This is a genomic window from Pseudomonas sp. HB05 (genome assembly GCF_016756915.1).
GTDB lineage: Bacteria > Pseudomonadota > Gammaproteobacteria > Pseudomonadales > Pseudomonadaceae > Aquipseudomonas > Aquipseudomonas alvandae.
The window spans coordinates 101,734-115,413 of the sequence record NZ_JAESPG010000002.1 but is presented as its reverse complement, the minus strand read 5'-3'; the positions used below and the strand labels follow the sequence as shown (position 1 = coordinate 115,413).

The window sequence follows — 13,680 nt, the reverse complement described above, 5'->3', positions numbered from 1 at the left end:
CTGCTATGCGTTGCGCACGATAGGTATACCCCCTACCCCTATTCGCCGACAAGCTAAAAGCGCCTTAACAGGCCCCAATGCGCGAACAGTGCAAGCGCTTACGTTACACTCGCCACCCTAAGCATCGGCCAGGGAGGCAAGCATGAGCGTTCGCGGCAAAGACCGACAAATCGACAATATCGAGCTTAATGTAGGCGACATCGCCCGTAGCAAAGCCTTCTACGGCAGCGCATTCGGTTGGACCTTCGTCGACTATGGCCCCACCTACACTGAATTCACTGACGGCCGCCTCACCGGTGGTTTCACTACAGGCGAGCCCGTTCGACCGGGTGGGCCTTTAATCATTTTGTACGCCGACAACCTCGCTGAAACACAACGGCGGCTCATAGCCCTGGGCGCTGTTTTAACCCGGGAGGTATTTTCTTTCCCGGGTGGCAGCAGGTTCCACTTCACGGATCCAGATGGCTATGAACTGGCCGTGTGGACAGAGCAGCAATAAAACAAACCCTTCAAAGGAGTTGAATTGCCATGGCCCCACTGGATAACGCTTTTCACAGCCTCCACCAGAATGGACTGTTGGTTCTGGCCAATGTGGCCGACGCGGGTGGTGCGCGTATGGTCGAACGCCTGGGTGGCAAGGCCGTAGCCACCAGCAGCGCGGCCATGGCCTGGTCCCACGGGTATCAGGATGGCAACAAGCTGCCTCTTGACCTGCTGAGTACCACCGTCAAATCGATGGCCAGGGTGCTCAGCGTACCGCTCACAGTGGATATCGAAGGCGGCTACTCGGATGATCTGAAGCAGGTCGGCCAGGTGATCAATGCCGTCATTGCCGCCGGAGCGGTCGGGATCAATATCGAAGACGGCCTGGGCTCGCCAGAGCTGCTAGTTCGCAAGGTTGACGTGGCGAGGACGGTGGCAGACCGGGCGGGCGTCAAGCTGTTCGTCAACGTACGGACCGACGTTTACCTCAAGAACCTTTTCCCCGCCGAACAGCGTCTGGAAGAACTACTGAAACGCGCCGCGCTGTATGCCGCCGCCGGGGCAGATGGTCTGTTTGCCGCCGGCGTGATCGATGCGGACGAAATCGCCACCGTCTGCCAGGAAACCAGGCTGCCAGTGAACCTGCTGTCCCGGGACGGGTTGCCCTCCCTCGACGAATTGAAGCGCCTAGGAGTCCGACGGCTAAGTGCTGGTTCCAGCATCGCCGAATTTCTGCATGGCGCCATGGGCGCGTTGGTCAGCAGTTTCCTCGACAATGGCCAACTCGACACCCACGCCTTGAAAGCCCATACATACGGCGAATTGAACGCATTGATGGCGGCGAAAACCGAGTGATGTCGGGGCCCCGAACGGGGCCGAACACTATTGATGCCATGGACATGCCTATACGCCAGGGACTTCCATATTTATCTTCCGCCAGAAGGCCTCAGCGAAGCTGTAAGCCGAGAAAGCAATCAATCCGAAGGCCATTATCATCAAAACCATCCACCCAGCTGGTAAATTCTGGAGCGCCTCAAGGGCTTCCTTCATACCGGGTGGATCCATGGCTTGATAGGCAGAGCCACTAACGGCCAACAGCAATGCAATCTCTATAAAGACGACGCCACGTGCAATCAGGCCAAACCGAGACACTGGGCGGACGTACCGCATGACGTCTTCGTCGGCCTCGAAATACTTTTCAAACGACGCTTTCCATCCCTTGATAATGTGAGCGATTCCAACGCCAAGCGGAATAAGAGCAATCAGATACACCAATACATTGGAATGCTGCCAGGACAATAGATGCGCCAGCCAATCTCTGGTGTGTTCCCCTGAGTTACCCGAGCTACCTATTCCGCTTACAAGTAGGCCTAGCGCAAAAAATGCCAGAGCACCATTGACCAAACCTCCTGCAAACAGACCGGTGCGAATTATCAGACCCTTGAGATGTTTGCCGTGATGGTCGACATCACGCGTAGCTTGCAGAACACGCCATGCCGCAAATGCGAGCAGACCCGCCACGACGATTCCCACTAAAAAATAGCCAAACGGCTGGCCTAATAGGGCTTCCAGGCTTTTTTGACTGTCTTTCGGCTTTGTCGAATCTTGTGCCGCAAGCAATGCAAAGATACCGATGATCAGGTAAATCACTCCTCGAGCAGCGTACCCTCCGCGTGCAAGGACAATAAGGCTATGGCGCGCTGACATTGGCTGTTTTCCCGAAAGTAATACAGGAACAGACTCGTCTGGCTGGAAGGGGTTCTATCGTTAAATTCAAGGCCGCAGCCCTGACCGACTCAGAGTCGCTCGTTGATGACCGAGGCGACAGGCAGCTCCCAAGCCAAAAGCGGCCGGTTAGCATTTACGAAAATCGAGAAGCTATTGCTTATCGCTGTTATGCAATCTGCTCGACCGCCGTCAGGCTGACCTGAGTGCACACCGGTTCACAGCGCGAGCCATTGCCAGCAAGCGTTGGGGTTCACAAAGTCCTAAGCCCCGTAATCCATTTTAATTTACCATTCGCAGGCGGTCTGCTCCGGCGCCGCCCAGCCCACTCCTGCACTCCGAATTTCAACTGGAAGGATCCCCGTTTCATGTCCAATACTTTGTTCCGCACACTCGCCTTGTCCAGCGTGTTAGCCCTCGTCAACTGCACCACTGCAAAGCCAACCGTATCGACGCCTGTCACCTCCAAGGCCATCGAAGCCTTCGTCGACATCTGTCTGAAGACCGCCCCCTCATTCGCCGGCTCTGCTGAAGCGGCCAAGCGGTTCGGCATCAACGACCTCCAGGACATGGGCTTCACGCGCATCGGCTTCACCGCGGACAAAAACCTCGCTGTGCAACTTTCCGAAAAGGAATGCGTCGTCACCACCCCGAAGCAACCCGACGACAGCCTGACCCGCCAACTACTGAGTGCCGCGCAGACTTACTCGCAAACGCCGGTAGCAGATCGTGTGCCATCGAAGGTGCGTATCCAGGACAACAACTTTATTCTTCAACATGACCGAAACGGCGGTGAAGCTTATGTGCTGTTGCGGAATAGGTAATTAGCACTCTTACCGGACATCACGGGCATTTTGGCGACGGTCTGTATCTGGCGGGCAAACTCGAGGAAATAAACCTCACGTGCCTCACCCTGCATGGCGGCGACTTCGTAACGGCCGCCAGATAATTCCACCAGGTCCCCCCCCAGGCCGCCGTTGGCAGCCCCACCAGCGAGACACCCAATGGAAAGGCTCTGCCTAAACGCTGCCGAAGCCCCTACCGCTGACAGATCCAGAAGCCCGCTGGACCGCAGTTGGAGGTAGCCCAGCGCTCGGGCGCGATTGCAATGAGTGGGCTATGGTTCAAGCGGCCGCTCGTCTTGACGTGCGTGAATAGCAAAACAAAAAAGAAGGATAGGTTATGCACTCATCCGCTATTTTTCGTGGGACTGCGCCTGGTCGCTCGCTGCTTCTCTCACTTGGTCTGCTCGCTGCGGCTATCACCTCGGGCGCATGGGCTGAGGATTATCCCCACGCCCAGGAACCGATTGGCACCGTGGAGCAGATCTATGACGGCGCCATGCTCCCCGATCTGGCAGTCAGTACCTACCGCAACATCGACCGGCTCTTCCCCACCCACAGGATTAAAGCCGGCGATCATCCGTATGCGCTGCCGAAATCAGATAAACAGTTGCCCAACGTGCGCTTCACTGTCGGAGATAAAAAGTACGACCTGTATGACTTCGTCGCACTGGACAGCATTACGGCGATGCTCGTGCTCAAGGACGGCAAGATCGTGTTCGAGACCTATCAGCGTGGCAACACCGAGAAAACCCGATGGATGTCGATGTCGATAGCCAAGTCCATCACCTCCACACTGGCGGCTGCAGCGATCAAGGACGGCCTCATCAAGGGCATTGATGCGCAGGTGGTGGATTACGTTCCCGAGCTCAAGGGCAGCGCCTACGAAGGCGTGACCGTGCGCGACGTGCTGATGATGTCTTCGGGCGTAAAGTGGAACGAGACCTACACCGATCCGGCGTCCGATCGTCGCGCGCTACTCAAGGCGCAGATATCGCAGAAACCGCGTTCGGCCATGGCTTTGATGGCAAGTTTGCCGAGAGCTGCCGAGCCCGGCACGGCCAACACTTACAGCACTGGCGAAACGCAGGTGCTCGGCGAGATCGTCCGTGGCGCTGTGAAGATGCCGCTGGCCGATTATCTATCGCAGAAGATCTGGCAGCCGTTCGGTATGGAGAGTGATGCCCGGTGGTGGCTCGATTCGCCTGACGGGGTGGAAATCGGTGGCAGCGGCATCAGCGCCACGCTACGCGATTATGGACGCTTCGGGCTGTTTTTCATGAACGGCGGCAAGATCAATGGCACATCGATTCTGCCTGAAGGCTGGGTCAAGGAAGCAACGCTGCCGACCACACTCAAAGGCGGTAAGTCCCTGGACTACGGTTACATGTGGTGGACGGCGTGGACCGAGCCATCGGTGAAAGACGGCGCCTATTCGGCGGTCGGTATCCAGGGCCAGAACATCTATATCAACCCTGCCAATAACGTGGTGATTGTCACCTTTGGTGCCCAGCCCAAGCCGGTTGACAAAGAGCCGATCGACCCGATGGTATTCTTCGATGCCGTGGTAGCTGCGTTGAAGTAAATTCGCGCCTTGGAGAACGTTAATCTGCGGCGCGGAGGACAACTGTGGGGGTGATGACAGTGCCCGAAATATATCGGGCACTGCTTCTTATAGATGGGAACCTGCTTACCAGCTGTAACTCACTTTGGCGGTAATTTCGCGACCCGGGTTGTAGAAGTTCGCTGTGCCGGAACCGACCACGTGCTGCTCATCCAGCAGATTGCTGACGTTCACCGCAAGGTCGGTGCCCTTGGCGATCTCATAGTTGAAGGCGGCGTCGAACAGCGTGGTGCCATCGCTTTTGCCGGAGTTGGCTGCATCGAAGTAATAAGAGCCGACGTAGCGCGCACCCAAGCCAACGCTGACATCAGTGCCCGGCACGTCGTAATAGCTCCAGAGCGAAGCGGAATGCTTGGGTGCCGTGGAGAACTCATTACCCTTCAGCGAGCTGCCGTCGTACAACGAACCGCGCAGTACCTCGGACTCCATATAAGAGTAGCCACCAATCAGGCTGAGGTTCTGCGTCACCTGCGCCTTGGCCTCCAGGTCGAGGCCACGTGCCCGCGATTCGCCCACCGTCTGTTGCTCGATGACGCCGCTCGGCAGCACCACGGCGATGGTGACGTTTTCCTGGGTCAGGTCATAAACGGCTGCGGAGAACAGTGCGTCCATCCCCATCGGCGCAAACTTCACGCCCACCTCGTACTGTGTGCCTGTCTGCGGTGTTACGCCAACCTGAGGCGGCGAGACGGATTCCACCATGCTCACATAGGTGGACACCTCATCGTTGACGATATAGGTCAACGCACCTCGGTAGGAGGTTTCGGAGAAGTTGTCTTTCTCAGTGGATTGCAAGCCTTTGCTGGTAAGGTCCATCGAGTCGTTGCGCATACCCGCGGTGACGATGAAACGCTCGTAGAACGATAGGTTCTGCTGAAGGAACACGGCCTTGGTGGTCGCGTCTCGCTTGTTGACGGCATACGGCGTGATTGAGCGTGGAACGCCAGTGAACACGGGATTTGCAATGTCAATCGGGGTCGTCGGGGCGTAGACCGAGCTTTCCTTGGTGGTCGAATCGAGGTACTCCACGCCCACCAGGCTGCTGCTGTCGATGTTCTCGAAGCGGGCATCGTATTGCAGCATCAGATTGCCGTTGAACTGGTCGGCCTCGGTGTCCGTTCCAAACAGAAACCGGTCAACGGTAGTACCGACACGTGCGGCGCTGTCGCTGAGGTAAACGTAGCCAAAATCATCGGTCAATTTGCTGTAGCGCAGATTACTGCGCAATACGAAGCCGTTATCGAAATCATGGGTGACGTTACCGCTGAGGCTGGTGCGCTCGACATCATGGAAATTGTAGCTGGGCTCACCATAAAACTTGCTGCGGTCGTATTCCTTGTCCAGCGGATAACCGCCACTGTTGGGTGAACTTTCAGTTTTCAGATAGTCCAGAATTACGGTGGCTGACGTGTAATCCGTCGGTGCCCAGGTGAGGCCACCCATCACCAACCGGTTGTCGTCCTGTGAGTGATCGTACTCGCGGTCGCTGTTTTGGCCTTTGGCAGTAAAACGGCCAGCCAAGGTTTTCTCGTCGTTCAGCGCATCCCCCACATCGATGCCTGTCTCGACATGGTCAAACGAACCGTAGGTCACATAGCCTTGGCCAAACTGCTCGAAACGCGGCTGTTTGGTCACGAAATTCACCGAACCGCCCGGGTCCGCTGGGCCAAACAGCGTGGAGTTGGCGCCACGCAGAATCTCTATGCGTTCATAAGCGAATGGATCTTCGCGTACGCCGCGCATCGAACTCAGGGTCAAGCCGTCACGGTAGGTGGTGGCCTGGAAACCCCGGATCTGGAAATAGTCGTTGCGGTCATCCGTACCATAGAAGTCACTGACCACGCCCGGCGTGTATTGCAGCGCCTCTTCCGTGGTGCTGACGCTGCGTTGCTCCATTTCCTTGTTGGTAACAACCGACACCGATGCCGGTGTATTGAGAATGCTGGTTGCCACCTTGCCGCCAACCCAGAGCTCCTTGGCGACCACCGAGTTGGCATCGTCATCGGCACTGACCCTGACCTTGGCATTGATGATGAGAGGTGCAAGGCGGTATTCCTCGACGTCCGTTGCGTCGAGCTCCAGCGGGCCGGCGGGCTTTGGTTGAGGGATCAGTAGATAGGCATTCGGGCCTTGCTGTTCGATTTGCAATTCGCTCCCCTGCAGCAACGATGACAGCGCTGCCGACGTAACGAGCGTGCCATTCACGCCAGCAGTGCTGCGGTTCGCTACACTCGACGCGTCGAAGGAAAGACTGATGCCAGCCTCGCGCGCAAAGCGGTCAAGCGCCGGCGCCAGTGGGCCGGCAGCGATGTTCCACTGTTTGGCTTGATTGTTGTGGCCAGCGCTTGACGTTTGCGCCAGCGACGGCAATGCATAGCTGCTAACGATCAAACCCAAAATCGCACCTTGCAAGGCACGATTTAGTGGATGGCGCTGTGAAACAGGGGACGAACTCATTTTCTCGCTCCAAGAAAGGACATCGGCAGACTGGCCTGTATTCCGGCCTTCCTTAGAGGTCGAACGAGAATGAGAAACTACCTCATTATTTTTCAGCCGATACAAAGTTTGGATGGGTTCAGGTGGCAGCGGTCACGGTCACCCAATAACGGGTTCGATAATCAATGTGCAAGTGCAATGACTGCGCGATCAATGCCAGCACCTGGTCGTTGTCGGCGAGCTGGAAGGTGCCGGAAACGCGACGATCAGCGACTTCTTCGGCGCAGCGCAGTACTCCGGGGCGATAACGCGACAACTCCGCGATGAAATCATCGAGGCGCATATTGCGCGCACTGATCACCCCGTCACCCCAACTCCATAGATCAAGGCCGTTGTCCCTGAACATTCGGGTGCCGCTTGATGTGAACAGCAGCTGATTTCCAGCCTGGACGCTGCGGCTCGCAGGACTCTGACTGGAGCCGGGGAACACCGTGACTGATCCTTCCCGAGCCGCGACCAGAGTGCCATCGTCAAGCTCGCGTGCCAGAAAGCGGGAACTCTGAGCGCGCATGATCCCGTTACGTGATTGCACCCAGAACGGTCGTGCTCGAGGCGAGTGTTGATCCGCGCCGACATTCACGATGATTTCACCACGTCGAAGGATTATCAGGCGTCGCTGGGCGTCGAAATCGCTGTCGACGGCGCTATCGCTATTGAGCTGGATAAGGCTGCCATCATCGAGTTGGAAGCGTCGTTGCTCGCCGGTACTGCTGCGCTGCTGCGCAAGCATGGCGGGTACGGGTGTATAGTCCCGGCCGAGCCAGGCTGCCGTGCTGACAGTAGCCAATAGACCCAGTAACTTCAGGCTTTCCCGCCGCCGCATTCCATGACGGGTACCATTAAGGGTTTGCCGGGCCAGTTGAGCTGGCACGCCTGCAAATTCATCCCCAAGCGTATCCACACGCTGCCACGCCAACACGTGCTCTGGGCGCTGCTGCAGCCAGTGCTCAAAAGTGCGCTGTGTTTGCTCATCGGGTTGATTGAAGCGAAGGCGCACTTGCCAGTGGATCGCCTGGTCGACAACGGCCGGATCCAGCGCCTGCGACTCACGCCTCGACATAACGCAAGCGATAGCAGTGTTGCAGGGCTATGGCCAGGTCGCGTTCCACCGTCGCACTGGAAACACCCAGCTTTTCGGCTATTTGCGCGCAGGTCAAACCGTCGAGCCGGGCAAATAAAAACGCTTGGCGAACTCTCGGCTTAAGCATATCGAGCATGCGGTCTATGCGCTCAAGCGCATCAAGAATCAGCAGTCGGCGCTCTTCCGAGGGAACCTCGTGTTGAGGCAGCAACGTGATGCTTTCCAAGTAGGCACGTTCGAGTTCGCGACGACGATACTGATCAATCATCAGTCCGCGGGCGATACTGCTCAAATAGGCGCGTGGTTCACGCAAGGGGCTGGACTGACGGGATTTGAGCAGACGTACAAAGGTGTCCTGCGCCAAATCTGCTGCGTTATCGCGACATCCAATGCGTCGGATCAGCCAACCTTGTAACCACGAGTGGTGGGTGCGATAGAGCAGCCCTAGATCTGCAGTACCTAGTGTTTCATCGCTGCGCATCGGAATACCGGCAAGTACATGATTGATAATTAATCGCATTCTACTCGCGCAATAGGCCTCAGGTAAATACGTGGCGCTCAGCGTCCGCTTTTGGGCAAACGCTGTGATTCAACACCCGCCGCCCTTCCAGCGATGATAAAGGATCTGCCCGCCGCCGCAGTCGTTGCTGCTGGTGGCCGAGCGACGGAACGACCCGCACACCGTGCCTGGAAAGGATGCCGTGTGAGCTTCTGGCTCAAACGATTGGGATCATGTTGCTGATGATCTCGCGCGTGTGGCTCGCCAAGTCCTTGCTATTCATGCTTGCCACGACATCCGCCTCGATGGGCGGGTGGGCGACGATGCTGACGTCAGTGGAGCGCAATGAATTGTAGGCAACGTCTCTGACAGCGGAGCAGATCGTCACGGGAACGATCCCCACCCCCATGTCCTTGGCGAGCCGGAACGCGCCGCTCTTGAAAGGTAACAAGTTCCCGCCGTTGTTCCGGGTGCCTTCAGGGAAAATCCAGAGGGACGTATTGTTGGCCGCGACATTCTTGGCCACCTTGCGCATGCTCTGGATCGAGGCCCGCGGATTGCTTCGGTCAATGAACAGGCTGCCGGTCAGCCAATACAATTGCCCCACCAGGGGCAACCACTTGAGCGATTCCTTCCCGACAATGACCGTGCCTGGCTTGAGCGCCTCGGCAACGATCATCACGTCATAGTTGCATTGATGGTTGACCACGTAGATATACGGCTTGCCCTCGGCAATCGTGTTGAAGCCCCTGACAGCGACACGAACCAGAAATATTCGATTGATCACCGAATAGGCGCGGCAGGCGACGTGCAGGTTCCGGTTCTTCTTCGGATTGATCAACATGAACACACATAAAAATGGAAAGCTCAGGACGATGAACAGCCCGACCAACAGCCATCTCACTACCAGAATCATACGTCACCCACCTTGCTTGAATCCCTTGAACCCTTGGCAGCACCGGCCTGGGCTTCGCTACACCCCACCAATGCGATGCCATAGAAGCCTTCCTCATCGACACACGCCATTACCCCAACATCGCCGGCCTTGACCGATTGCGCCAAGTCGGCGAGTTGGTAGGCTCCGACCAGGGACAGGCTCAATGCTTTTGCCCGTTGCAGGACAGCGAGTTTTTCCCCGAATGCCTGGCCGAGATCGTCCAGGGCGGCCCGCCACGATTCCGCTACCGACACGCTGACCTGACCGAGTCTATCAAGCGCCACCCCATTGCCTGCCACGAACGTGAGTATCAGGTCGCCCAGGCTGGCCCCGCTCGTGGGGAACAAGCGCCCGGTCACGCAGGACCTGACCACCGGCCCCGGCGTTTGCGGATCGGAACAGGTTCGGAGACTGAAAATCGCGGCGGTATCGATTCGTTCTGCCGCGTCCAGCCCATGGCTGTCGGCATAAAGAGTACCGAATTCGCCGCTGAAGGTTTCCATGGCTGTCGCGTAGATCCGCTCGAAGTCCCCGCGCCTGGCGAATCGCAGCCCTTGCACCATCGCGCTGTAGAAGCTCAGTTCCTTGGCGCAGAGCGAAACGTTGGCACCCTTGATGCCGTATTTGATCGCCAACTGCCCCACCGAGGAATTTATGACGGTGTTGGGGATCTGTGCCGGATTGACCTGGAATGCAAAACGACTTTCGTTCGACTCCTTGATCAACTGGATGACGGTATCGATCGAACCGTTGGACGTGCCACCAATGACGGCCGCACGCGCCAGGGATTCGCCCTGGTTGGCATCCTCGATCAACGACATCGCCGCCAACAGCAACAGGGACTGTCGATCGAAGTTCTTCAACTCCCGGCTAGGCACCAGTTCGCCCGCTGTCAGGTCCCACCGGGGCGCCAGCCCATGATGCAACTCCGTGCCCCCTTGCTCGAATGCGCCGGGCATCCGCAACATGACCCAATCGTTTACGGCCAGTGCAACGATAGCGTCATTGCTCATTTGGGATTACCGAATACCAGGATTGAATTATTTCCGCCAAAAGCGAAGGCATTGTTGATGACCACGTCGACTTTTCCGGCCCTGAAACCCTCGCAAACCACGTCGATGGGTATTTCAGGATCCTGCTCGCTCACGTTGATCGTCGGCGGCAACCCTTCGCTGAGGGCAAGCATGCAGGCGATGGCACCGAAACCCGCCGCCGCGCCCATGCTATGCCCCATCATGGACTTGATCGAACTGACCGGTGGCGGTGAATGGCCAAAGACCGCCTCGATGGCCTTGTACTCGTTACTGTCATTGGCTGCCGTACCGGTGCCGTGGGCACAGATATAACCCACCGTCCCGGGCGGGACGCAGGCGTTTGCAAGTGCCGCCTTCATGCAGTCGCCAACGCTGTGATGATTGAGCCTCACCATGTGGTCCGCATCGCAATTCATCGCGAAGCCCAGCACTTCTGCATAAATGTGTGCTCCACGGCGAATGGCCCGTTCGTAACTTTCAAGCACCAGCGCGCTGCCGCCTTCGGAGGTCAGGACACCCTTGCGGCCGGCGTTGAACGGCGTGCAGTCCTTGTCGGTCATGCTGCCCAGGCGATGGAAGGTCGCGAAGGTGGCCTTGTACACTGCATCGCTCCCACCGCAGATGGCCAGCTCGCAGTCACCCGCCTGGATGGCCTCGTAGCCGAAGATCAACGCAGCATTACTGGCCGAGCAGGCATTGCCAATCGTCACGGCCTCGCCGGTGGAACCTATCGATCTGGCCACGTCTCGGCTGATCTCGGAGGCAAACGTGCGCCCCAGCGAAGCATGCAGGCCTGGCTGGGACTGCGCCATGGCCGTGACCATGTCGTCGATCAGGTTGGATTCACCATAAGTCGTGCCGAAGTAACAATTGACCCGCTTGCCAGCAATCGCTGCCCGCTCGATCCCGGCATCGGCAAGGGCGAGCCCGGTGGCGGCCAGGGCAAAATGACTCGGCGTACCCGATTCGGCGAACGCATCGAAATCAGCGACCCATTCAGCGATGGTGCCTTTCACCTCGCAGCCGTACTTTCTTTCGAAGCGCTGCGTGTCGATTTTCGACAGCGGCACGGTGCCGTTCACCCCTGTTTTCAAAGCATGGAAAAAGGCCTCTTTTCCGACCCCGATCGGACTGACCGGCCCCAGGCCCGTCACCACCACCCTTGTGCCCTTACCGGAGCTGTTCATGCACACTCAGCCTCAAGGGTCTTGTCGATAAACGAGAGTATCGAATCCACACTGGTGATCCTGGGGATGTAGGTTTCATCGACCCGCACCTGGAATGCACCTTCGATGCCGGCGAGGATTTCTATTCCCGACATCGAGTCGGCGCCATAAGCTTCGATGAAGTCCTTGTGGTTCTGGATTTCTTCGGCGTTGACCCCCAAGACCTGGGAAACGATTTCCTTGATTTTTGCTTCGTGAACGTGAGTCATGAGACCTCCTGGAATGACGCAATCAAATAATGAAAGGAATGACCTTGAAGCTGTCGGCCTGATAACGAACGTAGGATTGGCCAAAAAAACCGACCAACATTTTCTCTTCGCCGTCGACCCGTTTAAGAATCAATGCCAGTGCAACGGCGAAGATGATCGCCGCCGCGTATACGCTGGCGTACAAGCTGAATCCGGTCACAATGAGCAGCGTGCCGAAATAGGCTGGGTGGCGGATGTAGCGGAAGGCGCCCGCGCGGATCAACTCATGGTCATCCAGCACCCGCAGCGAATGGGAAAAGTGCCGTCCCAATATGATCTTTCCATGGGCTCGAAGGCCGATGCCGCACAGGATCAGCAGCGATCCGGCCAATTGCAGCATCGCATCGCTGCGCGTCAGTAACTGCAGCAGCATGACGATCGCGATGGCGCACGACACCATGAAGCCACTTTTCAGGCCTTTGTCGAATTGGCTGCCGCTGTCGGTTTCGCGCAGGAAATAAAACTCTGCGGCGAGCAGGATGGCGGCCATGACGACTGACTGGAACAACGCAAACCCCGTGCAGACATGCAGCACCCAAGAGGCGCATGCGACCGGCACCAGCAAACTGGCGGCGACATCAATCCTGAACGTTTTCAAAATAAGCCCCCACCAATACCGATAACGTTGAACGAGTCATGATCACTCTCACATCCTTTTCGACCCGCCAGGGGTATACGAACAAGTCATTGAAGCGCGCCCAGGGAAACAACTTGCGCTGGCGCCTGAAGGCATCGACGAAAGACAGCACCTTGTAGATCCTGAACAGTGTGCGCACCTTTACCGTGCGTAGCCTCGCCCGGCCTTCGGCGCCCTGGAGCCGGCGGTACACCTCGTCGACCAGATCGTTATAGGTAACTGTGTCGTCGCTCAGCAGATAGCAGGTTTGCAAAGTCCGTTCGGGAGGACGTGAGAGCCATTGGCGGATGGATCGGGCAATGCTCTCCACGCCAATGACGTGCAAGGCTGGAAGTTCGCTGGTGACCAATGGCAGTAACTTCAATTTGCACATCGAAATCATCGGCAGCAGGTTTTTATCGTGGCGGCCCAGTACCGTCGGCACCCGTAGGATCACGCCCTGCACTTTGTGGTCATTGGCACGAATAACCTGCTCGGCCGCCCATTTGTCGTCCGCGTACGCGTCCCGCCTTTTCTCCGGGTTATAGGCCTTGACGCTGCTCAGGTGGAACAGGTTTTTCTTATCGAGCGGGCCGACTCGGATGGACGCCATTATCTGTTGGGTCAGTGTCTCGTTATTGGCACGGCTCGGCCCCAGGCGACTGAGGCCGATGCCCGTGCAATTGACAATGAAATCGTGATCTTTGACCAGTTCGATAAACGCCCCAGAGCCGACCTCGCACACCGCAAAACCCGCCTTTGGCGAACGCGAATGGCGGGTAACCCGCAGGTCTTGTTCCTGCCTGAGGATTTCGTAGACACCCTGCCCGATAAAACCACTGGCGCCTAAAAGCAGTACCTTCTTCACC

At 57.4% G+C, this 13,680-nt stretch carries 14 protein-coding genes and 1 pseudogene; 4 read left to right on the top strand and 11 right to left on the bottom strand.

The annotated features are described in order from the left end of the window. Nucleotides 1-142 precede the first annotated feature (142 nt). Entirely contained in the window at nucleotides 143-499 is a 357-nt protein-coding gene (locus tag JMN22_RS03070) for a VOC family protein (protein WP_198795760.1), read from the top strand. A gap of 29 nt (nucleotides 500-528) precedes the next feature. After that, entirely contained in the window at nucleotides 529-1,338 is an 810-nt protein-coding gene (locus JMN22_RS03065) for an isocitrate lyase/PEP mutase family protein (RefSeq protein WP_198795759.1), read from the top strand. 48 nt (nucleotides 1,339-1,386) lie between these two features. Here the strand turns inward: JMN22_RS03065 and JMN22_RS03060 are convergent, their stop codons facing one another. After that, nucleotides 1,387-2,190: a DUF1206 domain-containing protein gene (locus tag JMN22_RS03060; protein ID WP_030141799.1), complete on the bottom strand. Its 804-nt coding sequence runs from the start codon at nucleotides 2,188-2,190 to the stop codon at nucleotides 1,387-1,389. Between the two features lie 386 nt (nucleotides 2,191-2,576). Between JMN22_RS03060 and JMN22_RS03055 the strand changes: the two genes are divergently transcribed. Beyond that, nucleotides 2,577-3,032, top strand: coding sequence for a hypothetical protein (locus tag JMN22_RS03055; RefSeq protein WP_198795758.1), 456 nt, complete (start codon nucleotides 2,577-2,579; stop codon nucleotides 3,030-3,032). A 17-nt stretch (nucleotides 3,033-3,049) separates the two neighbouring features. On the opposite strand, the pseudogene JMN22_RS26480 reads toward JMN22_RS03055, so the two are convergent. Next, a pseudogene (locus JMN22_RS26480) lies at nucleotides 3,050-3,178 on the bottom strand (2,4-dienoyl-CoA reductase); the annotation flags it as partial. A 212-nt stretch (nucleotides 3,179-3,390) separates the two neighbouring features. Between JMN22_RS26480 and JMN22_RS03050 the strand changes: the two are divergent. Further along, nucleotides 3,391-4,635: a serine hydrolase domain-containing protein gene (locus JMN22_RS03050; protein WP_198795757.1), complete on the top strand. Its 1,245-nt coding sequence runs from the start codon at nucleotides 3,391-3,393 to the stop codon at nucleotides 4,633-4,635. A 105-nt stretch (nucleotides 4,636-4,740) separates the two neighbouring features. Here JMN22_RS03050 and JMN22_RS03045 read toward each other — a convergent pair whose 3' ends face one another. The 9 genes from JMN22_RS03045 to JMN22_RS03005 all read right to left on the bottom strand — a co-directional run bounded on the left by JMN22_RS03045 (nucleotide 4,741) and on the right by JMN22_RS03005 (nucleotide 13,679). Next, the gene (locus tag JMN22_RS03045; protein WP_198795756.1) at nucleotides 4,741-7,131 is read right to left on the bottom strand and encodes a TonB-dependent siderophore receptor; all 2,391 of its coding nucleotides are present in this window, start codon (nucleotides 7,129-7,131) and stop codon (nucleotides 4,741-4,743) included. 118 nt (nucleotides 7,132-7,249) lie between these two features. Continuing rightward, nucleotides 7,250-8,230, bottom strand: coding sequence for a FecR domain-containing protein (locus JMN22_RS03040; protein ID WP_030141803.1), 981 nt, complete (start codon nucleotides 8,228-8,230; stop codon nucleotides 7,250-7,252). Then, nucleotides 8,217-8,732 (bottom strand): sigma-70 family RNA polymerase sigma factor, encoded by a 516-nt coding sequence (locus JMN22_RS03035; RefSeq protein WP_030141804.1) that lies wholly within the window; start codon nucleotides 8,730-8,732, stop codon nucleotides 8,217-8,219. Before JMN22_RS03035 ends, JMN22_RS03040 begins: the two co-directional genes overlap by 14 nt. 235 nt (nucleotides 8,733-8,967) lie before the next feature. Then, on the bottom strand, nucleotides 8,968-9,666 hold the full coding sequence (locus JMN22_RS03030) for a lysophospholipid acyltransferase family protein (RefSeq protein WP_051066039.1): 699 nt from the start codon (nucleotides 9,664-9,666) through the stop codon (nucleotides 8,968-8,970). Beyond that, the gene (locus JMN22_RS03025; protein ID WP_198795755.1) at nucleotides 9,663-10,700 is read right to left on the bottom strand and encodes a beta-ketoacyl synthase N-terminal-like domain-containing protein; all 1,038 of its coding nucleotides are present in this window, start codon (nucleotides 10,698-10,700) and stop codon (nucleotides 9,663-9,665) included. The genes JMN22_RS03030 and JMN22_RS03025 overlap by 4 nt, the downstream gene beginning before the upstream one ends. Continuing rightward, nucleotides 10,697-11,908: a beta-ketoacyl-[acyl-carrier-protein] synthase family protein gene (locus JMN22_RS03020; protein ID WP_030141807.1), complete on the bottom strand. Its 1,212-nt coding sequence runs from the start codon at nucleotides 11,906-11,908 to the stop codon at nucleotides 10,697-10,699. Before JMN22_RS03020 ends, JMN22_RS03025 begins: the two co-directional genes overlap by 4 nt. Further along, nucleotides 11,905-12,156 (bottom strand): acyl carrier protein, encoded by a 252-nt coding sequence (locus JMN22_RS03015; protein ID WP_198795754.1) that lies wholly within the window; start codon nucleotides 12,154-12,156, stop codon nucleotides 11,905-11,907. The genes JMN22_RS03020 and JMN22_RS03015 overlap by 4 nt, the downstream gene beginning before the upstream one ends. A gap of 22 nt (nucleotides 12,157-12,178) precedes the next feature. After that, the gene (locus JMN22_RS03010) at nucleotides 12,179-12,793 is read right to left on the bottom strand and encodes a methyltransferase family protein (RefSeq protein ID WP_202334958.1); all 615 of its coding nucleotides are present in this window, start codon (nucleotides 12,791-12,793) and stop codon (nucleotides 12,179-12,181) included. Continuing rightward, nucleotides 12,774-13,679, bottom strand: coding sequence for an NAD-dependent epimerase/dehydratase family protein (locus JMN22_RS03005; RefSeq protein WP_030141810.1), 906 nt, complete (start codon nucleotides 13,677-13,679; stop codon nucleotides 12,774-12,776). Before JMN22_RS03005 ends, JMN22_RS03010 begins: the two co-directional genes overlap by 20 nt. Nucleotide 13,680 lies beyond the last annotated feature (1 nt).

Coding starts and splice junctions, on each gene's coding strand:
- JMN22_RS03070 (WP_198795760.1), top strand. CDS start 143: ATGAGCGTTCGCGGCAAAGACCGACAAATCGACAATATCGAGCTTAAT.
- JMN22_RS03065 (WP_198795759.1), top strand. CDS start 529: ATGGCCCCACTGGATAACGCTTTTCACAGCCTCCACCAGAATGGACTG.
- JMN22_RS03060 (WP_030141799.1), bottom strand. CDS start 2,190: ATGTCAGCGCGCCATAGCCTTATTGTCCTTGCACGCGGAGGGTACGCT.
- JMN22_RS03055 (WP_198795758.1), top strand. CDS start 2,577: ATGTCCAATACTTTGTTCCGCACACTCGCCTTGTCCAGCGTGTTAGCC.
- JMN22_RS03050 (WP_198795757.1), top strand. CDS start 3,391: ATGCACTCATCCGCTATTTTTCGTGGGACTGCGCCTGGTCGCTCGCTG.
- JMN22_RS03045 (WP_198795756.1), bottom strand. CDS start 7,131: ATGAGTTCGTCCCCTGTTTCACAGCGCCATCCACTAAATCGTGCCTTG.
- JMN22_RS03040 (WP_030141803.1), bottom strand. CDS start 8,230: ATGTCGAGGCGTGAGTCGCAGGCGCTGGATCCGGCCGTTGTCGACCAG.
- JMN22_RS03035 (WP_030141804.1), bottom strand. CDS start 8,732: ATGCGCAGCGATGAAACACTAGGTACTGCAGATCTAGGGCTGCTCTAT.
- JMN22_RS03030 (WP_051066039.1), bottom strand. CDS start 9,666: ATGATTCTGGTAGTGAGATGGCTGTTGGTCGGGCTGTTCATCGTCCTG.
- JMN22_RS03025 (WP_198795755.1), bottom strand. CDS start 10,700: ATGAGCAATGACGCTATCGTTGCACTGGCCGTAAACGATTGGGTCATG.
- JMN22_RS03020 (WP_030141807.1), bottom strand. CDS start 11,908: ATGAACAGCTCCGGTAAGGGCACAAGGGTGGTGGTGACGGGCCTGGGG.
- JMN22_RS03015 (WP_198795754.1), bottom strand. CDS start 12,156: ATGACTCACGTTCACGAAGCAAAAATCAAGGAAATCGTTTCCCAGGTC.